A 19287-nucleotide genomic window follows, 5' to 3' on the forward strand; every position below is an offset into this window, starting at 1 on the left:
GAAATTCGCTGCTCAGTCATGACTGCGGCGTTCGGCCAGCGCGGCCAGCCGTTTCGGGACGTCCCCGAGTGACAGGTCCTCGAGCACCAGCGCCGTTCCGCCCACGGCTTCGATTCCGCCGTCGGCCTGCGGATCGTCGCCGACGTGGACTAGATCCTCGGTGGTGACCCCGAGTTCCTCGGCCGTCAGTTCGAAGATTTCAGGAGCGGGCTTGCGCCAGCCACAGCCGACGCTCGTCACGATCACGTCGAAATCGGCGCGCTCGAAGTCGGATCTGACGAGCGTTCGACCGACCAGCTCCGGGACGCTGCAGTTCGAACAGATCGCGACCGGGCCGCGTTCTCGAGCGGCGTCGACCGCCTCGAGCGCGCCGGCTCTCGTCTCGACGGCCGGATCGAACGCCGCGACAACGGCCCGTCGGGCGGCGTTGTGCTCGTAGTCGACGCCGCGACTCGCCAGTGCACGGGAGACGTGGGCCGGCAGCGGAACCTCCGCACCGTCGGGCGCATCGACGTGTGGCTCCGCGTAGGCGTCGCCCCAGTCGTCGGGTACCGTCACGTCCCGCTCGGCGAGTTCGGTCGCCACGGCCGCGGCCGGATCGTCCGGCCGGTCGGCGGTCACGAGCGTTCCGAAAAGATCGAACGATACGGCCATGGAACTGTGATTAGAACAAGCTGACTTTAATTCCTCGGTCCGACAGTGTGGGTCGGTACGTCGCGCAGTAGACCGCTCGAGCGAAACGAGCGCGGACTCGAATCCGTCTCAGTCGAGTCGGGCGAACGCGAGGTTCCCCGAGATGTTCTTGATATAGATCTCCACGACGTCGCCCTCCTCGGCACCGGGGACGAAGATCGTGTAGCTGCCTTTCTCCGCGACACCGTCGCCCTTGCGGCCGGTGCCGGTGATTTCGACCGTGTAGGTCTGGCCTTCCTCGACGGCGTCTTGCTGTTGTTGCTGCTGGCTGCTGGTCGAGCGCTTGGTGACGGGCCGGAACGCACCGCAGGCGTCACAGCGCAACATCGGCGTTCGGTCCTCGCGGACGAGGCGGGTGTCCGGCAGGCCACACTCCGAACAGAGGACGTACTCGTCGACGTAGGCGTCGATTGCCGCGCTGAGGTCCGTCTGGGAGAAGGTCCCGTTGTACCGGCCGCGGCCGTTCTCGAGTTTGCCGCTGGTCCCCAGTTCGCGCTGGATGAACCGGTGGAGGTGCTCCGTGTCTCGGGAGAGCACGTCGGCGATCTCGTCGAGGTTCGTTACGCGCGTAAACGCGCCGTCCTTCTGGGGCTGTGGGTCGGGAATCTGTAACCGCTCTTCGTCGCCCCCGATATCGGGGACGTCCTCCATCGCTCGGTCGAGACTCGCTTCGTAATCCATACGCGAGAACAGGTGATGAGCACGTAAATCCGTTCTGCTATCACAATATACCCGGCGGCGAAGCGATAGCGGGGCAGCGAGCGATTCGGTGACGGCGATACTGGGGAAGCGGTCGATACCGCGATATCCCGCCGACTCAGTACGTGCTTCCCCCGCTCTCGCCGAGCGATCCCTGTTTCTCCTCGTCCAGTTCGTCGAGATCGCGTTCGGCGTTCGCCTCGTTGGGGCTCCCGGCCTCGCCGGTAATCTCACCGTAGGCGGCCTCGCGGACTGCCTCCGGGGAGTCGTACTCCTCGTCCGCCAGCCGATCGAAGACGCTGCCCAGCGACTCCGTCTCGTTGGGCATGTCGATCGGCTGATCGGCGTACTCCGAGGCGAGTTCCTCGCTGGTCACCGGGTACTCCATCTCGCCGAGGTGGCGTTCGATGTCCTCGAGGATCGATTCGGTGCGATCGGCCCGCTCGGATTTGCGCTGTTCGGCGCGATCCTGCACGCGGTCGTGGTCGGGGCCATCGTTGCTCATAGATGGTGGTATCGCGACCCGGCGGAAAAGCGGCTGGCCGGCGCTCGCGGGGGCCCGTGGCGAACGGCTGTCAATTGCGGCTGCTCCCGACGCGATTCGATGCCACCAACTCCGGGACGACCATCCCGATCGAGCTCGCTGGCGGTGTTGTTTCGATCGAAGTGACACCGACGATGTCACTCGATTCCTCACAGCGGATACTTGTGATCCGTTTTCCGAGGTAACAGTGACAAGATGGACGAAAGTGACGAGAATCGACGAACGATCGCCGCGTGCGAAGAGTGCGGGTCGCTCTACGCGGCGCTCGAGCTGTCCGAAGACAAGCTTCGCCCGATCGGTCGCAGGGACGGGTGTCGGTGTGGTGGAACGGATTTCTCGGCAGTCGATGGATCGCTCTCGGATCCGTCCCTCGACGAGACAGACGAATAACCGCTTCGAACGAGACGATCCACGGCTGCCCAGTAGCAGGCGTTCGGTGACCGATTCAAGGCCCAAACGGCTGCCTACTATACGTAGCAACTCGTTACTCCAGGAGTACGCGGCTCATATATAGAACGGGGAACCCGGTATCCACGTTCGATGACCAGTACACTTCGACGACAGTCATCGTCGTGGAACAGTCGAACGATCGGTATCTCGGCAGTCGAACTCGGGGACGTGAAGTAACCATGTCGGGACAACAAGGGCCGCAAGGGCCGTTCCCGGGTGGACGTCGCGGTCTCCTCACCATCGGGCTGGGCCTGGTCGTGATCGCCAGTCTCGTCGCGACGGGTGCAGCGGGCACGTCCGCAGGCGTTGTCGGCCCGGATTCGAACGAGAACGTCTCGGAGGAAGCGTACGTCGAACCCGCACCGGAGCCGGGCGATCCCTACTTCGAGGCGGCGGCGAACGACGGTAGCTGGGTCAGTTACGAGAACCCGCGTGACGAGTACCGCAGTCCGTACCTCGGAGACGGCTCCGGGAAAGTCTGTGTCACGCTGGTCAACGAAAACGGCGACCCGGTCGTCGGCGAGTCGGTTCCGAACACGTCCGTAACGATCCCCACGAACGACGTGACGCGCTGGCACTCCGATGCCGACCCGATGACCGTCGACTTCCCCATGACGGACAACTACGAACGGCCGCTCGACGCCGACCAGTTCGGAACCAACCCGGACATCGCGCAGGGTGACGGCTACATGGACTCCCACTGCATCGAGCTGCACGGCCTCCCGGAAGACGCGACCGTCGAATACGGCGAAGCGAAGCTCTCCGGCGAGCACGCCGACCGGATCGACGTGGCCGGCTACATTCAACAGGTACCCGAAGGGAACGGCTGGGACACGGACATCGACCCGGTCGCGGCCGCGGAGCCGTACGCGGACGCCGGCGGCGGCTGGACCTACGAAACCGAAGCCTCCCACGGACAGGTCGTCGTCGTCCTGCAACTCGACGCACCGGCCGACGAGCGACTCGAGCCCGGCGGATCGAACGTGACCGAGCCGGCGAAGAACGACTCGAACGACTCCCAGCAGGGAGCCGACACGCAGTCCGACGGGGACGGAGGAGACGACGAGATGCCCGGGTTCGGCGTACTCGCGGCCGTCGTCGCGCTGTCAGTCGCCGCCCTCGCTCGACACTGGGGGTGAGGCTGTATCGACGCCACGTCTGAATCAGTCAGAGTCCACTCCCGACACGTTCACCGCGGAGAGTGACCGCGGATAGCCCTCCTTCTCACTCACAGAAACGATGGCTCGGAGAAAGACAGGGAACGGCTACGGGTGTAGCCGGGAACCATGGAGTTCCTCGCACGTCGTGACGGGGTGACCAAATCGAGCGGAATGACCCACTGACAGACTGTCGTACCCCCGTCTATCAGAGCGTTCGACCCAACCACTATAATACTGCTGGCCGACGGCACCGGGAAGCGACGAAAACGAACCGATAGACCGGGTCAGCCGTGATGTTTGTGTTGGTATACCATACCAGAAGAGCTCCTGTCGACGAGCTATCAACGCCGGATGAGCCGATACACGACTGCGTCGGACGGGAGTCCAAACCAATTAGGTTTTGACGATCGCCGCGAGATACACGACAAATGACGAACACAAACGAGTCGGACGAGGGCGCCCCACGCGTCCCGGTCGTCTGTCCTGACTGTGAAACGACCTCTCGCGTCCCCCTGTCGGAGCTCGCCGACGCCATCGACCGACATAACGAACAGCTCCACGACGGCGACGACGTCGCTGCGGTCGATCCCGACATCGCCGACCGAATCGCGGACCTCGCCGCTACCGATCTCGGACTCCTCGAGGGCGATCAGTAAATTCCGTCGAAATCCGACCTGTGAGCTTATATTTCACCGGTTCTTACCGTTAGTTCAGTGAGAAGGTTTATACTGGTATACTCGACTCTGTCCACCATATGGAACGTGAGAACGCAACGGGAGACGCCGACGATAGCCGTGTCGGCGCGGAATCCCCAGACCAGGACAGCACAGCGATTCCCATCGAAACGCCGGCGACAGCGACGATCGCGGCGACGGGACCGATGTCGAACGCTGCCGATGCGAACGGCGACCGGCCGAACGCGCTGACGATAATTGGACAGGGAACGCCCTCGAGTTTCGAACTCACCGTCGACGGTGAGATCGAACTGGCCGACGAAGATGGGGAAGCGAACGTGACCATTCTCTCGGGGACTACTGTCGAGGGGACGATCGAGACCGGAACGGTGACGTTCCGATTTACCGGCGATCTGACCGACGTCACGTTCGTCGATCGCGGAATCACGGGCCATAAACCGGCGACGACCCCGAACGTTCACGTCGATTACGCCGCGCCGGAACGATAACAGTCGACACCGGGCCCCGCCGGTCACTCTCGATCTCGTCCTGTGGCCGCTCGAAAGGACGGTATGGGGTTTCGGCTCGAAGACAAGGGGCCCATCGGATTGACGCGGCCTCGAGCGATTGGGAAACACATTCCTCCGAGGAGGCAGTTCCTTTCAGTATGGACGATTCGACGACCGACGATCCGGCGGAGCCAGCGGCCGGAACCGACGACCCCGAAACCGGTGCCGACGAATCCGAGAGCGAAACGGACGCGGATGCGGAAACGGACGCAGACGCGACCGAGGAAACGGAAGCGGAAACGGACGCCGAGTGGATGGAACCCGCGGATAAGCCGATCCTCGAGTTCCTCCAGTCCGAAGACGCCTTCGAGCCGACCCAGATCGACGACGAGGGACTCGCTCCGGCCAAGTACGCGGCCTATCGATGCCGCGAACTGACCAAGTACGGGCTCCTGACCAAACACATGCCCGGCGTCTACGAGGTGTCCGATTTGGGGGAACGCTACCTCGCGGACGAGCTCGATCCGAGCGAGCTCGAGGCCGACAAGTAGGAGTAGGATCGACGCGCCCGTATCGAATCCGTTCTCGGTCGCATTTTCCGCCGCCCGTCACGGCTACGAAATCGATGCGGGTGGCCGACGCTCGGTGCCGTCGTCGGGATCGGTTTCCGACTTTGAGAGCAACGCGGCCGGATCGCACTCGCCGAGCAGCGCGTCGATCACGTCCGTCGCCGCGGGCGCGTACAGCGGCCGGTTGTCGTTGCCACAGCGGTCGTCCATGAGACAGGCGGGACAGCCCTCGTCGCGCCCGCACGGGCAGTCGGTCATCAGATCCCGCGCCCGGCGGGCAACTGCCTCGTACTCCTCGTAGATGCGCCGAGAGAAGCCCAGTCCGCCCTCGACCCCGTCGTAGATGAACCAGCCGCTCGCGTCGGTCCCGTCGGGGAGCCGGTTGGTCGCGAGTCCGCCGAGATCCGCAGCGTCCACCGTCAGCTCGAGGGGCGCGACGGCGATCATCGCGTGCTCGATGGCGTGGATGCCGCCGAGGTAGCCGTGGAGTCGCGGCGGCAGCTCCTCGCACTCGTCGTTGTGATAGTCGCTGTGGGCGGACGTCACCGCCCGTTCGACATCGTCGGGCACTTCGGCCCAGCAGAGCTGGGTCCGCATCTCCAGGGGCGGGACGCCCGTCTCGAGCCCTACTGCGAGAACGTCGCCGGTCCCGATCTCCCGTTTCATGAAGGTGTCGTGGTGGACCGTGACGGTGCCGTACCCCCAGTTGAGCCGGAACGGGCCGACGTCGCGGGACTCGCGGACCTCGGTGTCGTAGATCGTCGTCCGGCGCTGGGACTGGGTGTAGTAGTCGACATCGACCGGCTCGAGCGTGACGAACGGCTGGGGGCGGTCCTCCCGCAGTTCGACGATCTCGTACTGATCGCCCTGATACAGGACCGTCGCGCCCTCGTGGTAGTCCCGGTACGCACGCGCTTTGCCGATGGGCTGGTGGCCGATGGTCTCTTCGCCAGCCAGTCGGACCTCGAAGGCGTTCCCGCCGGAGGCGTAGAGATTGAGCTCGCTCTGTGGTCGGTCGCGGTGGGCGTACGTGACACCGCCCTCGAGCGAGCCCTCGAAATCCCCCGTCCGTCGGCCGTACTCGACGGCTTGTTCCAGTCTCTCGATCCCGCCGAACCGGTCCGCGTCCTCGCGGCGCAACGGCAGTTCCTGGGCGGCACAGCGCAGGTGCTGGAGGTAGACCGGGTTGTTCGCGAGGTCGACGACCGCGCTTTCGGGCTCCTCCTCGAGGAGGTACTCCGGATGGCGCAGGATATACTGATCCAGCGTCGAGTGACTGGGAACGAACACCGAGAGCGCCTCGCGCTCGTCGCGTCCCGAGCGGCCGAGGCGCTGCCAGAACGACTGCCGGGAGCCGGGATACCCCATGAGGATCGTGCCGTCGATCCCGCCGACGTCGATGCCGACCTCGAGCGCGCTGGTCGTCGCGACGCCGTCGAGCCCTCCGTTCTTGAGCCGGTTCTCGGTACTCCGCCGCGATCGCTTCCCGTGGCCCGCGTTGTACGCCGCGAGGTCGGCGGTTCCCCGGTAGGGTAAGGTGGGGTTCTCGAGGTGCTCCCGTGCGCGCCCGACGGCCAGTTCCGTTTGCTTGCGCGAATCACAGAACAGCAGCGAGGGAACGCCGTGATAGCAGCAGTGTGCCCAGACCTCGGGAGCCTCGACGGTGGCGGGGCGTTTGCTCGGCGACCACCCAGTATCACTATCACCGCTGTCACCGTTACCGTCGCTGTCTCCCTCACCGTCACCGCCATCACTCCCACCTTCGTACTCGCCCCCACCGCCGTCCGTCGGCGGATCCCAGAACGCGAGGTGTCGACGACCGCTGGGCGAGCCGTCCTCGTCGATCACCGTCGCCGGCTCGCCGGTCAGCGCTCGAGCGTGTTCGGCCGGATTGCCGATCGTTGCCGTGGTCAGCACGTACTGCGGGTTACCGCCGTACCAGTCGATCAGCCGCCGGGCGCGCCGGAGGATCCGAGCGGCGTGCATCCCGCTGATTCCCGTCCACGAGTGCGCCTCGTCGATCACGATCAGTTCGCAGTTCGCGTGGAACCCGGCCCAGCGGTGGTGGCCCTCGAGGTACTGGTTCAGTCCAGCAAAGTTCGTGATGACGACGTTCGCTTCCTCGCGGATGCGGGACTTCTCCTCGCGTTTCGTGTCGCCGTCGTAGACGCCGACGGCGACGTCCACCCCGAGCGAATCGAAGAGGTCGTTGAGTTCCCGCTCCTGATCGCGGCTGAGCGCCTTCGTCGGATAGACGAGCAACGCGCGCACGTCTAAATTCTCCTGAAAGCGTCGCGCGATCTGCAGTCCGTACACGTAGGTCTTCCCGGAGGACGTCGAGGTCGCGACGCAGACGTTCTCGCCGTCGGACAGCGCCTCGAGCGCTTCGGCCTGGTGGCTCCAGAGGTCGACCTCGATTGTCGCCGCGAGGTCGGCGGGCAACACCTCGCGGGCCGGAACGTGGCTGGCCGGCTCGGCCGGCAGCGTGAACTGTTCGTGGAGCTGTCCGTGGTAGCGACGCGACGGATACGTATCGCGTAGCTCCGCGCCGGTCAGCGCGAGGCCGTCCGCTCCGGTGCTGTCCTCCCCGTCGGTCAGCGTCTCGATATCGTCAGTTGGCATAGTCAAAAGTCGGCGATCCCGGTCTGCGTCGTCGAGTCGTCGGTCGATCGCTCCTGTCCTTCCGCCGTCTGCGCTCCGCCCGTCTCGAGCGGGGCTGCCGCGATCGCGTCGGCGACCGCGGCCAGTTCCCTGACGTCCGCCTCGCAGTACTGCCGGGCGGCCGCCCAGTCGATATCCGGTCCCGTCGCGGCCCGAGTCGGGGCTGCGCCGTCGTCAGATCCAGAAACCGATGGACGCTCGCTCTCGAGCAACCGCCGGATCCGCTCCGCGAGGCTCTTCCCGTCGAGGGCCGCCGCGGCTCCCGAACGGTCACAGCCCAGCGCCTCGGCCACGTCCTCGAGCCGGTTCGTTCGACCCGGCAGCACGGCGTGTTCGCGCCGCACCGCCCAGTCGTAGAGGTCGTACGTGAAGACGTTCTCCTGCCAGTAGTCGCGGAACTCGGGCACGTCGCGGGCGATGAAGCGCTCGAGGTGTTTGTAGTCGAACGCGTGGCCGTTCCACGCGACGAGCGACGGTGCGTCGTACTCGGCGGCCAGCCACGAGACGAACTCGCGGGTTACCGCGCCCGGGTCGTCGCGGGACGGATCGGTGTCGACGAAGTCGACGTACGCGTCGCGTTCGGGATCGTAGACCCCGATCAGCCAGATAATTGTCGGCTGTAGCCCGTCGGTTTCGATGTCGACGAACAGCGGCGTCGCGGTCTCGGCCGCCGGCGGAACCGGCTCGTCGGTGCGACGGACGACATGTGACTCCGCGAGCGAGCGTGCGCTGTGGCGAATTGCTCGAGCCGTCGACGCGCCGACGCCGTCGATCGCGCGGAGGTCCGTCTCGGTGGCCTCGGCGACGGCCGCGCGCGTCTCGTACCCGTTCGTTCGGAGCCGCGCTGCCGTGGTCGGCCCGACGCTGGACAGCGCCAGAAGTCCGAACCGGTCAGCCGGGGCCGACGAGACCGCCACCGAACCGCGTCGGTCACAGGTGAGACAGGCGAGTTCGGCCGCGCCGGAGCGGCGCAACGGTGCGACTCCCCGAACCGGTATCTCGATCCGCTCGCCGTCGACGGTCGGCTCCCAGACGTGATCGTAACTCGCCTCGAGCGCGCCGGTCAGCACGCTCGCGGTCCCGCTCGCTCGCGACTGGTAGCGGGCGATCGACTCGCGGCCGGCGAGGGTCGCCTCCAGCATGACGGCGTCGGTCGTCGGCTCGATATCGTCGCAGACGACGTACTCCGCGGTCGGCGTCTCCTCGTCTTCGGGAAGGTCCTCGAGCAGTGCCACTGAACCCGCGAAGACGAACGTGATACCGGCGACCGTCTCCGTCCGAACGTCGGCGGGGCCACCGGCGGAGACGACCGGCCCGTCGAACGCGCGCCGGAGACGGCTCACGACGCGGACGTCCGACGACTCGCGAACGACGTAGACGAGATCTGGATCGAAGTAGCTGAGTGCGTCACGCAGCGCTGTGTCATCCAGATCGGCGACGGCGTCACAGCGGAGTGCCAGCAGGTCGGCACCGTCCTCGGCGGACATAGAAAGGGAATACGAGCGAGCGATGATAAGCGTTCGCGGACTCGAGCGAGGGCGATCGCGAAATGGGGCGGCGTGCTACAGTAGCGCACCGGCTGCGTCAATTCGCGTCGACGGCGCTCGGAACGTGCTCGGCCAGGAACTCGGTGACGGCGTCGCCGCCCTGGAACCCCTCCGCCAGCCGCGCGGTTTCCTGCCCGTCCTCGAAGAGGATCAGCGTCGGCACCGACCGGATATCGAACCGGTCGACGAGTTCGATGTCGTCGCCGGGGTTGACCATCCCGATCGTGATGTCCGTGGCGCGGGCGACGTTTCCCAGCACCGGTTCCATGGCCTGGCACAGCGCACAGCCGCTGGTGTAGAACTCCACGAGCGCCACGTCGTGGGCGTCCACGAAGTCGTCGAGTTCGTCGCCGGTCTCGAGTCGGCTCGGTTTGCTGGTCGTGGCCATGATCACGCTACGGGTCGTCCGCGGAAACCCCTGACGGACGCTGAGATGCATCGGGGCTGCCAGTCGCAGACGGAGTGGGTCGTGACACGTGGACGGACGCCATTGCTCGGATCGGTTGACGGTCTCGCAGGAAAGATTCATCGGGCAGTTTCTTTGTGTGAATTGCTACCGGAGTGTGACTTTATAGCTGGGGACCGTAGCGATGCTCGATGACCCAGCCCGCATCCACTCACGAGAACGGTGCGCCGACACAGCGGAAAGCGACGCTGTTCTGCTGGGAGTGTGACCACACGAGCCCGGCCGAGGGCGACTGGTTGCTGGAGTCGGAGGACCAGTACGTCGCGTACGTCTGCCCCGACTGCGAGACCACGCTCACGAAACGGCCGCGGTCGAACGAACCGGCTCGCGAACGAACGGTAGCCGGCCCGCTCACGCTGTGGCAGCGAGCCGTCCGCACCTCGATGACCGTCTGGCGGGCGAGCCTCGACATGGGGTTCTCGAGCCTCAACGCAGTGATCGGCGTCCGACCGCTGGCGTCCGAGAGCTCAGACGCGCATACGACGAACCAAGTCACCCGTCACTCGGGGTGACGATCGGTCGTCACGAGAGCGACGGTAATTGACCAGTGAATCGGCTGCTCGAGCCATCCCTAAACGAATATCCAATTTCCCGTCCTGTTTTCGGCCGATCTCATCCCTTCTCCGAATATGCCATATTATAAACTACAAACGGTCAATTTCTAACCTATTTGCGTATATTCGCCCACAACAGTAGAATTTTAATAGTAGAATCCATTTGCTTAGGCGAGCAGAAGATGACGAACGGAAACCTGACCGCTGCGGAAGAAGACGTACTGGACGAAATCGAGGAGGAAGACATCGACTTCCTTCGGCTACAGTTTACTGACATTCTGGGGACGGTCAAGAACGTCTCCGTGCCGGCCCGACAGGCCGAGAAGGCGTTCACCGAGGGAATCTACTTCGACGGCTCCTCGATCGAAGGGTTCGTGCGCATTCAGGAATCGGACATGCGACTGAAGCCCGATCCCGACACGTTCGCGGTCCTCCCGTGGCAAAACCGTGAGGACGGCGCATCGGCCCGGATGATCTGCGACGTCATCGATACGTCCACCGGCGAACCGTTCGAGGGCGACCCGCGCCGCGTTCTCAAGAACGCCCTCGAGCGCGCCGACGACCTCGGATACACGGTCAACGCCGCGCCCGAACCCGAGTTCTTCCTCTTCGAGGAGGACGAAGAGGGTCGCGCAACGACGAAGACGGGCGACCACGGCGGCTACTTCGACCTCGCGCCGAAAGACCTCGCGAGCGACGTCCGCCGCGACATCATCTACGGTCTCGAGGACATGGGCTTCGAGGTGGAAGCGAGCCACCACGAGGTCGCCAAGGGACAACACGAGATCAACTTCGAGTACGACGACGCCCTGACGACGGCCGACAACGTCGGCACTTTCCGCACCGTCGTCCGCGCGATCGCCGCACAGCACGACCTGCACGCGACGTTCATGCCCAAACCGATCCCACGCATCAACGGGTCGGGGATGCACACGCACCTCTCGCTGTTCGAGGACGGTGAGAACGCGTTCCACGACGGCGACGACGAGTTCGACCTCTCGGAGACCGCTCACTCCTTCATCGCGGGCATCCTCGAGCACGCGCCGGCGATCACGGCGATCTCGAACCCCACGGTCAACAGCTACAAGCGACTGGTGCCCGGCTACGAGGCACCCGTCTACGTCGCCTGGTCCGATCGCAACCGCTCGGCGCTGATCCGCAAACCGGCGGCCCGCGTCCCGGCCGCCTCGCGCGTCGAGGCCCGCTTCCCCGACCCCTCGTGTAATCCCTACCTCGCGCTGGCCGCGCTCATCCACGCGGGGCTCGACGGGATCAAACGCGATCTCGACTGCCCCGACCCGGTTCGCGAGAACATCTACGAGTTCGACGAAGCGAAGCGCGAGGAGTACGGTATCGAGACGCTGCCGACGAACCTCGGCGAGGCCGTCGAGGCCCTCGAGGAGGACGAGGTCATCTACAGCGCGCTCGGCGAGCACGTCGGACCGAAGTTCGTCGAGGCCAAAGAACAGGAGTTCGAGGACTACCTCGTCGATGTCTCCGAGTGGGAACTCGATCGCTACCTCGAGACGTTCTAACCGACTGACGACGGCTCTCTCGACGACCACCATACCGTGCGAACGGCGATTCGTCTCATCGAGACACGATTTTTACCGTACTTTCGCGGGAACAACAACTCGGCTGTCGGCTCCGACGCTCCGTTCGACGATCAGTTCGCGACGACGTACGCCGACCCAGCCTGTTCGACGTAGCCGGCGCTCGAAAGCGAGTTCAGCACGCTCAGGACGTTGATTTTCTTCATCGACAGGCTCTCCCCCAGCTCGTCGGTCGTCGCGCCACCGGTCGCCTCGAGATAGACGTAGACGAGTTTCGCCTGTGCCGACTCGAGATCGTCGGGAACCGGATCGATACGCGCTTCGTGGAGGGGTTCTTGTGCTTGCATTGTCATCAAAACGGACCTCGTTCTGGTATATAAATCTACACGTGGATGGAGTACTGATGGATACTAGGACTCAATACAAGCCGCGTCAGCACGTCACAAAGCGCAATTGGCGAGCCGATCTCGAGCGGAAAACGACGTTTTACGGTCGCCCCGTCCCCATCGACGGATATGACCGCGGACGAACGGCCGACGGCGCCGCCGGAGCTGAATCGGATGGAGCGCGACGCGCTCCGCGAACTCGCCGACCGAGACGCGGCGACGCTCCGTGCGGTGAGCGCCTATCTCGAGGAGCTGGCAGCGTGGAAAACACAGCAGGGCGACAGTGAGAAGGGGGGAACATCGGGCGACGATTCCGACACGTATCCCGACGGCGTCCCGGCGGACGCGAGCGTCTCGGTGACGGAAATCGACGGAGCCGAGTACTACTACTACCAGTGGCGCGACGGTGACGAAATCAGGTCGGAAACCGTACAGCGGTAGGAGACGGCGGAAACTGCTGTGTCCGATCGGCCGAGATCGAATCGTCGGACCTGAAAGCGGCGGGAAGTCCGATCCTTTTTCGGACTGAGTGAATTTCAGTAACTAATGAGCCAGCGCACGGACCGAACAGTGACGGTTCTCCGGGCGATTCTCCACGAGATCCGGGTCGAGCGGATCACGTTCATGGCGGGCAGTATCGCCTACCACGCGTTCGTCTCGCTGCTCCCGCTGTTGTTAGTCTTGCTGGCCGCAGTCTCGGCAGTGGGCGGCCAGCAACTCGAGGAGGCGTTGCTGTCAGTGACGCAGGCAGCCTTCACCCCGGGCGCAGCCGAGGTACTCGTGAGCGAACTCGACAACGCCTCGGTCGAGGCGTCGGCGCTCGGAATCGCCGTCCTCGTCTGGGGCGCGTTGCGGATCTTCCGGAGCCTCGATGCGGCCTTCTCTGACATCTACGAAACGGAGTCCGAGAACACGGTTACGAACCAGTTCGTCGACGCCATCCTCGTCTTCGTCTCTATCGCGGCCGTTGTGGTCGCCGTCATCGCGATCGAATCGGTGCTGTCGCCGTCGACTGCAACGACGTTCGGATGGATCGCCCAGCGCATCGGACTCGTCGTCGCTATCGCGGCCGCGTTGGCTCCGATGTACTATCTCTTCCCGGACGAGCCGGATATGACGGTTCGGGAGGTAGTCCCCGGTGTGGCCGTGACCGCCGTCGGCCTCGTCGTCTTCGAGTCGCTGTTCCGGTTCTACCTCGAGTACAGCAGCACGGCCGCCGAGGGACAGTTCCTCTCGAGTATCCTCGTCTTCCTGACGTGGCTGTACTTCAGCAGCCTCCTGCTCCTCGTCGGCGTCGCGGTCAACGCCGTCCTCTCGAACCGGAGCCGCGACGTAAACATCGAGCCGGTTATCGGCGGCGTCCCGCTCGAGGAGTCACCGCCGGACGCCGGCGAGGAGGCGACCGTGGATCCCGCGGTCGCGCTTGAGCGACTCGAGCGCCAGCTGTCGACGGCCAGTACGATGACGTTCGTCGTCGACGGCGAATCGGTCACGGTCCCGGTACCGGACAGGGTCGAGGTGACCGCCGGTAGTTCGGTGCTCCCGGCGATTGATGGCGGGACGGGAATCGAACTCAGGTGGTCGACGGCGGACGGCGAGTTCGTCGTTGGCGATGCGGATTCGGAATCGTAAGTGAGAGAGGATCTCGTACTCAGGTGAACGTTTGCGAACGGTCAGTTGCGGTCGTCCACCGGCGTGGACGTGAGTACCCGTGTGAGTTCGTCCGCGACCCACCTCGGTCGTCTGATCGTTGTGGTGGCACATCGAATCGGAAACGGCCACGGGAACCCGCGTCGGATCGCGAGCCGATCGTCCGTGAGGTCGACCGACCGTAACTGCCCCTGAGGAACGAACTGGTAATTGATCGTGCCCGGTCGGTGGACGCACAGCCCGCTTTCGAAAAGCACGTATTCACGAGGTCGACCGGCGAGAAACGCTTGGACCAGCAATACACCGCCAATGCCGGGAAATGGATTGACGATCAGATCGACGACGAAACCGAGGACCAAACACCCGCAACCGATACCGACACTGATCGCTCGAACGAGTCGACAATATCGGGCGTCCGGCTCCGCGACCCAGTCAACCACCACCGAGTCCCGTTCGTAGCGGATTGCGACGTGACGATTTATCGAAACGAAATAAAAAACGAGACCTGCAACGGTGATCACGAGCAGTTCGGGGAGCCACGTCGTCAGCCAGCTCTCGTACTTCGGAAGATCAACTAGGGGGAGCAGTGTCCCGCCGAAAATCAGGACGAACGGGACTCCGGCCAGCAGATGCGGCAGGCGCATCCGGACGAGTCTCGGCGCGAGGTTAGCGCGGGTATAACTGCCGGCAGCCGCGAGGAGGTCGACACACGCGCCGACCGTCAGGGGCCACAGCGTGACGTATCCGACGCCCAGCGCGAGGCCTGTTATTCCGAGGGCGAGCAAACCGACGTACCAACCGGTAGCGACCGCAAAGAACAGCGCCGACGGACGCCGAAACGACATACGCACGACTATCACTTCGGCAATTAAGTATTTTCTGAATGATACGTTGGCGTTCGATGTTCGAGTCTCCCCAAGGCTGTATCATTGCGGGCAGTCGTCCACCGAATCCGATCCGTTCCGTCACACCGACTCGTAGGGACCGAGTCGCGTGCCGTCCAGCAGGTACGCCTCTGCCCCGGCCAGCCCCGTCGGCAGGAACGGCGAGAGAAACGACTGCCCGGCCACGTTGATCCACGTTCCGCCGACGAGGTCGTTGAACGCCGGCACGACGACCACGCGCGGCGGGGTTTCGTCCGCATCCTCGAGCCACGATACCCCCTCGTACTCGGGCCGGTCGCGGAACGGCTCGGGATCGAGCCGGCCGCGCAGCCACGCGCGCTCGACGCGACTCCCACCGATTTCGTCCTCGAGTCGCACGCAGGGGTGTTCGTGACCCAGACAGACCATCTCGCTCTCGAGGACCGCTCGGGAGGGCCAGGTGTGCCCGTGACAGACGCCGATATCGCCGAGCGCGATTCCCTCGCCGGGGACCACGGTGATCGTCGCCCCGATATCGTCGCTGTCCGCCAGCCAGGTTTCGATCCGACCGTCGTGGTTTCCCTTGACGACGGTGACCTCGAGATCGCCTGCAAAAGACTCGAACAGCACCTCGAGTTCGCCGCGTTCGGCCCCGCCCGGATCGCCGATCGAGTGCATGAGGTCGCCGAGGACGACCAGCCGATCGGGACCGGTGCGCTCGAGCAGCGCCAGCAGCCGCTCGCGGCGATCGGGCGCGCGGCTGGGAACGTCGACGCCGCGCTCGTACCGCAGGCCGGCCTCGTAGCCGGCGTGGTAGTCAGTGAGCAGTAACGCGTGGTCGCCCTCGATCGTGGCGGTCGCGGCCGGTTCGCCGGGGACGGGGTCGACGGCGGCGGGCGTCGACCCGGTTCCGGGTTCGGAACGGCGGGATTCGTCTCGCATCGCCGTCGATCAGATCGCTTTCAGCGTCTCGTCGTCGGGCTCGTAACACTGGCCGCCCATCAGCGCGTCCTGGATGGCGCTCTCCACGTCATCGGCGGACGCGCCGGTGTCGGCGGCGACCGTCTCGATCAGTTCCGTCCGGTCGGCACCGTCGCCGTCGTCGAGTTCGTCCATCGTCTCGACGACGTAGGCCTCGAGGTCGACGTCGTCGGCCGCTTCGTCGTCCTCGACGGTCCCATCGTCAGATTCGGTACCGTCGGCCTCGGCTTCCTCGTCGGCCGCGGATTCCGAGACGGCGGTTTCGTCCGGCTCATCCGATTCGTCCGATTCCGCTGCCTCGAGTCCGGATTCAGGCGGTGTGCCGATATCGTCGTCAGACTCGTCGGATTCCGAACCAGCGGTCTCGCCATCGTCCGACTCGTCCTCGGGTTCGGAAACGTCGATCCCCGCTTCGCCGGGCTCGTCGACTTCGGAGCCAGCGGTAAACTCCGTGCCGAACTCCTCCTCGAGCTCTTCGCGTTCCGACTCGTCCATCTCGTACATGCCGTCGTCTACGTCGCCGGCGTCGAAATCGCCGAGTTCGTCGTCGGCTTCGTCATCCGTTTCGTCGGATGCAGCCGCTGCGACGTCGGTAGTCTCGTCGTCGACCTCGCTCGCCGCCTCGTCACTGCTTGCCGTCTCGGCACCGTCCTCGGCCTCGAGGGCGTCGGCTGCCGTCTCGCCTGCATCGGCCTCGGCATCCGGTTCGTCAGTGTCGTCCGATTCGACGTCCGGTTCGTCGGCACCGTCGAATTCGTCGGTATCGTCCACCTCGGCATCGGGTTCTGCCTCGGCGTCCTCGGTCTCGAGATCCGCATCGATGTCGGTACTCTCGTGCCCCTCACTCGTCGCCGTTCCCGCCGCGGAGCCGGAATGGGCGTCGTCGGGGTCGGCTGCAGCCGTACCGCTCCCGTCGGTTGTCGCCGCGACCGGTTCCGTCGCCTCGGGATCGGCTTCGGATTCGAGGCTGGCCTCGAGCACGTCGATATCGACGCCGTCGAGGTCGGCGAGCGAGGCGAACGACGCGTCGAACTCGGGGCTCGTCGCGCCGGGTGCGAGAGCGAGTCCGCTCACCTGATCGCGCTCGCCCGCGACGACTTCGACCGCCTCGAGCGCGCACGCTCGCAGCGCCGCGAGGTACGACGGCGTCGTCCCGTAGTGCTCCTGCGCGAGCGGAATCCCCGCCGCGAGGCCGGATTCGACGCCGGCCTCGAGCAGCGCGTCGGTCAGTGCTTCGCCGTCCAGTTCGAGATCGGCGGCCCCAGCGTAGGTGCCGATGCGATCGAGGGTCTGCTCGGCCGCGCTGACAACCCAGCGGTCCCGGGTGTCGGCGTCGACCGTCGCGATGCTCTCCGGCCGGATCGAGGTGTAGACCTGGTCCGAATCGTCGGGCTGGAAGGTCCGGGCCTTCCCAGTCACCGCGACGAAAGCGGGGGGTTCGGCCTGTTCGAGGAACGCCAGTTCATCGGGCTGGTACTGGCCGGCGTAGACGACGAACGCGCCGGTCGGGTCGACGACGCGGGCGCGAACCATCTCGTCGTTGACCGACGTGACCTCGGTGAGCGTTCCGACTGCGAAGACGCGGTTGAGTCGCGCGCCGGTCGGCGTGATCACGTAGTTCGGCGCGCGTTCCTCGTCGCTCTCCGCGTAGGAGAACGAGGCGTCGTCGTACTCGGCCGCGAAGAGCCGGTAGGCGAGTTCTCGCCCCGGAATCTCGTCGTCGCCGTTGCCATTCGCGCTCATGCGTCCACCTCCTCGAGGAAGGTCGTCGCACGGGCGGCCGGATCGTCGTCGCTCTCCTCGAAGAGTTCGGCGTCCAGATTCGCGCCGTACTCGTCGACCGAGAGGTGTCCCCGGACGCAGTACTCGCGGCCGACGATGCGCTCGCGGATCCGATCCGCGACGACCTCCTGGTCCATCGCTTCGCGGGCCTGCTCGAGGGCGTCATCGAGAGTGCCGTCGTAGACTCGCTCGGTGAGTTCGTCGTCGAGGACGACGGTGACGGTACCGGTACCGTCGTCGAGGATCGCCTTGACGCGCAGGTCGTCGATCCCGTCGACGTCGCCGTGGGTTCTGCACTGCCCTTTCTGGATAACCCGATAACACTCCGGACAGCGCTGAATGAGTCCGGAGCCGTCACGGACCGCGAGCAGGTTCCCCACGACTTCGACGTCGTAGATGCCGCCGGTGCCGACGGCGTCGCCGACGTCCATCGTCGACGTGTTGGTTCCGACATCGACCTCGCGGTCGAGTTCGGTGACTCGCGAGAACTCGGAGACGTTGATCTCGGGAACCCCGCGGAACTCCTGTACGTAGGCGTTCTCGATGCGGACCGTTCCGCCGTCTTCGATTTCGGGGGCCGGATCCCAGTTCGTAAAGGGGAGCCGGCCGCTCTCGTCGCCGAAGACGCCGCTCAGGATGTCGGTCTCGCCGTCGCGGCCGTCGATCGTCTTTCGTTCACACTCGAGGACGCTGACCTCGATGGTGACCGCGCGGTCACCGGTCCGCAGTTCGGCTAGTTGCGCGTCGCCGCCGATCTCGTAGGGTACCTCAAGGGATTCCTCCTCGAAAGAGAGCGAGGTGCTCTCGCCGAGGTTGAGTTCGGGTTCGCCGTCCCACTCGCGGACGCCCGCGTTGCCCGCGGTGATCGTGTCGCCGGGCTCGAGGCCGAAGTCCTCCCACGCGGTGTAGTCGATGACGCCGGTGTCGTCGGCCAGTCGGCCTTCGACGATGACGTGATCGGAGCCCTGATAGCGGATCGACCGCTCGCCCGCGGTCAGGACGACGCCGGTGACGGTGACGTTGCCGTCGTCGGGCGTTATTTCGGCGATATCCTTGGCTGACGGTGTCCCGCTACCGCCGCTGGACCCGCCGCCGTACTTTCGCCGGAGGCTCTGTTTCGCCTCGTCGACCGGGACGCTGTACTCCACCAGGTTCTGCAGGTCGTCTATGACCTCCTCTTTGTCAACACCGAGGTCGGAGGCGAGATCCTCGGCATGATCGTCGAGTTCCATCACTTGCCTTTCGAGTCGGGGCGTAAAAAGCGTTCCCGGAGGAGGGTGAAAGTGAATCCGCCGGATAACAGATCAGACTATTGGTCATCAATAGCGAAGTCATCCACCCGGCATGCGGTGGCGCGCGCTGTGCCGCGGTGAATGCCAATGAACCGCGGCGCGAAGCTGTGCGAGGGATGAGCGAGGGAAGCATGACCGAGCGAATCGGTTGGGGAGGGCGTGGCGATCCCCTGTTGCCACGGTAGCAGGACACTTCTCTTCTCATGTATCCCATCAGAATCCACTGCTTCATTCACCGTTCACTGAGATGATTG

The 19287-nt window shown here is 64.9% G+C and carries 20 protein-coding genes; 9 read left to right on the top strand and 11 right to left on the bottom strand.

The annotated features are described in order from the left end of the window. Positions 1–12: 12 nt before the first annotated feature. The 3 genes from HYG81_RS24015 to HYG81_RS24025 all read right to left on the bottom strand — a co-directional run bounded on the left by HYG81_RS24015 (position 13) and on the right by HYG81_RS24025 (position 1897). Positions 13–654 (bottom strand): HAD family hydrolase, encoded by a 642-nt coding sequence (locus tag HYG81_RS24015; RefSeq protein ID WP_180842190.1) that lies wholly within the window; start codon positions 652–654, stop codon positions 13–15. Positions 655–762: 108 nt separating this feature from the next. Beyond that, positions 763–1374: a translation initiation factor IF-2 subunit beta gene (locus HYG81_RS24020; RefSeq protein WP_180842191.1), complete on the bottom strand. Its 612-nt coding sequence runs from the start codon at positions 1372–1374 to the stop codon at positions 763–765. Positions 1375–1510: 136 nt separating this feature from the next. Next, positions 1511–1897, bottom strand: a complete 387-nt coding sequence (locus HYG81_RS24025; RefSeq protein ID WP_180842192.1) for a DUF5789 family protein — start codon at positions 1895–1897, stop codon at positions 1511–1513. A gap of 234 nt (positions 1898–2131) precedes the next feature. Between HYG81_RS24025 and HYG81_RS24030 the strand changes: the two genes are divergently transcribed. The 5 genes from HYG81_RS24030 to HYG81_RS24050 all read left to right on the top strand — a co-directional run bounded on the left by HYG81_RS24030 (position 2132) and on the right by HYG81_RS24050 (position 5280). Further along, a complete protein-coding gene (locus HYG81_RS24030) occupies positions 2132–2326 on the top strand; it encodes a hypothetical protein (protein WP_180842193.1) in 195 nt (64 codons plus the stop codon). 239 nt (positions 2327–2565) lie between these two features. Continuing rightward, a complete protein-coding gene (locus HYG81_RS24035) occupies positions 2566–3525 on the top strand; it encodes a PGF-CTERM sorting domain-containing protein (RefSeq protein ID WP_180842194.1) in 960 nt (319 codons plus the stop codon). Positions 3526–3974: 449 nt separating this feature from the next. Further along, on the top strand, positions 3975–4202 hold the full coding sequence (locus HYG81_RS24040; protein ID WP_180842195.1) for a DUF8149 family protein: 228 nt from the start codon (positions 3975–3977) through the stop codon (positions 4200–4202). A 98-nt stretch (positions 4203–4300) separates the two neighbouring features. Then, entirely contained in the window at positions 4301–4729 is a 429-nt protein-coding gene (locus HYG81_RS24045) for a hypothetical protein (protein WP_180842196.1), read from the top strand. A gap of 158 nt (positions 4730–4887) precedes the next feature. Then, positions 4888–5280 (top strand): hypothetical protein, encoded by a 393-nt coding sequence (locus HYG81_RS24050; protein WP_180842197.1) that lies wholly within the window; start codon positions 4888–4890, stop codon positions 5278–5280. Positions 5281–5343: 63 nt separating this feature from the next. Here HYG81_RS24050 and HYG81_RS24055 read toward each other — a convergent pair whose 3' ends face one another. From HYG81_RS24055 to HYG81_RS24065, 3 genes are all read right to left on the bottom strand, one after another. Further along, positions 5344–7920 (bottom strand): DEAD/DEAH box helicase, encoded by a 2577-nt coding sequence (locus HYG81_RS24055; RefSeq protein ID WP_180842198.1) that lies wholly within the window; start codon positions 7918–7920, stop codon positions 5344–5346. 2 nt (positions 7921–7922) lie between these two features. Beyond that, positions 7923–9446: a ribonuclease H-like domain-containing protein gene (locus tag HYG81_RS24060; protein WP_180842199.1), complete on the bottom strand. Its 1524-nt coding sequence runs from the start codon at positions 9444–9446 to the stop codon at positions 7923–7925. Between the two features lie 97 nt (positions 9447–9543). Next, the gene (locus HYG81_RS24065; RefSeq protein WP_180842200.1) at positions 9544–9894 is read right to left on the bottom strand and encodes a thioredoxin family protein; all 351 of its coding nucleotides are present in this window, start codon (positions 9892–9894) and stop codon (positions 9544–9546) included. A 209-nt stretch (positions 9895–10103) separates the two neighbouring features. On the opposite strand from HYG81_RS24065, the gene HYG81_RS24070 reads away from it, so the two are divergent. Together HYG81_RS24070 and glnA are read left to right on the top strand one after the other, a co-directional pair. Then, complete coding sequence (locus tag HYG81_RS24070; protein WP_180842201.1) at positions 10104–10484, top strand: DUF8106 domain-containing protein; 381 nt, start codon at positions 10104–10106, stop codon at positions 10482–10484. A gap of 224 nt (positions 10485–10708) precedes the next feature. After that, positions 10709–12061, top strand: coding sequence for a type I glutamate--ammonia ligase (gene glnA, locus HYG81_RS24075; protein ID WP_180842202.1), 1353 nt, complete (start codon positions 10709–10711; stop codon positions 12059–12061). Positions 12062–12192: 131 nt separating this feature from the next. On the opposite strand, the gene HYG81_RS24080 is transcribed toward glnA, so the two are convergent. After that, on the bottom strand, positions 12193–12426 hold the full coding sequence (locus HYG81_RS24080; RefSeq protein ID WP_180842972.1) for a helix-turn-helix domain-containing protein: 234 nt from the start codon (positions 12424–12426) through the stop codon (positions 12193–12195). A 168-nt stretch (positions 12427–12594) separates the two neighbouring features. Between HYG81_RS24080 and HYG81_RS24085 the strand changes: the two genes are divergently transcribed. Next, on the top strand, positions 12595–12906 hold the full coding sequence (locus tag HYG81_RS24085; protein ID WP_180842203.1) for a hypothetical protein: 312 nt from the start codon (positions 12595–12597) through the stop codon (positions 12904–12906). A gap of 105 nt (positions 12907–13011) precedes the next feature. Further along, positions 13012–14097, top strand: coding sequence for a YihY/virulence factor BrkB family protein (locus HYG81_RS24090; protein ID WP_180842204.1), 1086 nt, complete (start codon positions 13012–13014; stop codon positions 14095–14097). 41 nt (positions 14098–14138) lie between these two features. Here HYG81_RS24090 and HYG81_RS24095 read toward each other — a convergent pair whose 3' ends face one another. The 4 genes from HYG81_RS24095 to HYG81_RS24110 all read right to left on the bottom strand — a co-directional run bounded on the left by HYG81_RS24095 (position 14139) and on the right by HYG81_RS24110 (position 18973). Beyond that, positions 14139–14960 carry a hypothetical protein gene (locus tag HYG81_RS24095; protein ID WP_180842205.1) on the bottom strand — a complete coding sequence of 274 codons (822 nt, stop codon included), beginning with the start codon at positions 14958–14960 and terminating at the stop codon, positions 14139–14141. Between the two features lie 120 nt (positions 14961–15080). Continuing rightward, the gene (locus tag HYG81_RS24100; protein ID WP_180842206.1) at positions 15081–15920 is read right to left on the bottom strand and encodes a metallophosphoesterase; all 840 of its coding nucleotides are present in this window, start codon (positions 15918–15920) and stop codon (positions 15081–15083) included. Positions 15921–15929: 9 nt separating this feature from the next. Continuing rightward, positions 15930–17702, bottom strand: coding sequence for a hypothetical protein (locus tag HYG81_RS24105; RefSeq protein ID WP_180842207.1), 1773 nt, complete (start codon positions 17700–17702; stop codon positions 15930–15932). Continuing rightward, positions 17699–18973: a Single-stranded DNA binding protein gene (locus tag HYG81_RS24110; RefSeq protein WP_180842208.1), complete on the bottom strand. Its 1275-nt coding sequence runs from the start codon at positions 18971–18973 to the stop codon at positions 17699–17701. The genes HYG81_RS24105 and HYG81_RS24110 overlap by 4 nt, the downstream gene beginning before the upstream one ends. Positions 18974–19287 lie beyond the last annotated feature (314 nt).

The organism is Natrinema zhouii (assembly GCF_013456555.2).
Lineage (GTDB): Archaea > Halobacteriota > Halobacteria > Halobacteriales > Natrialbaceae > Natrinema > Natrinema zhouii.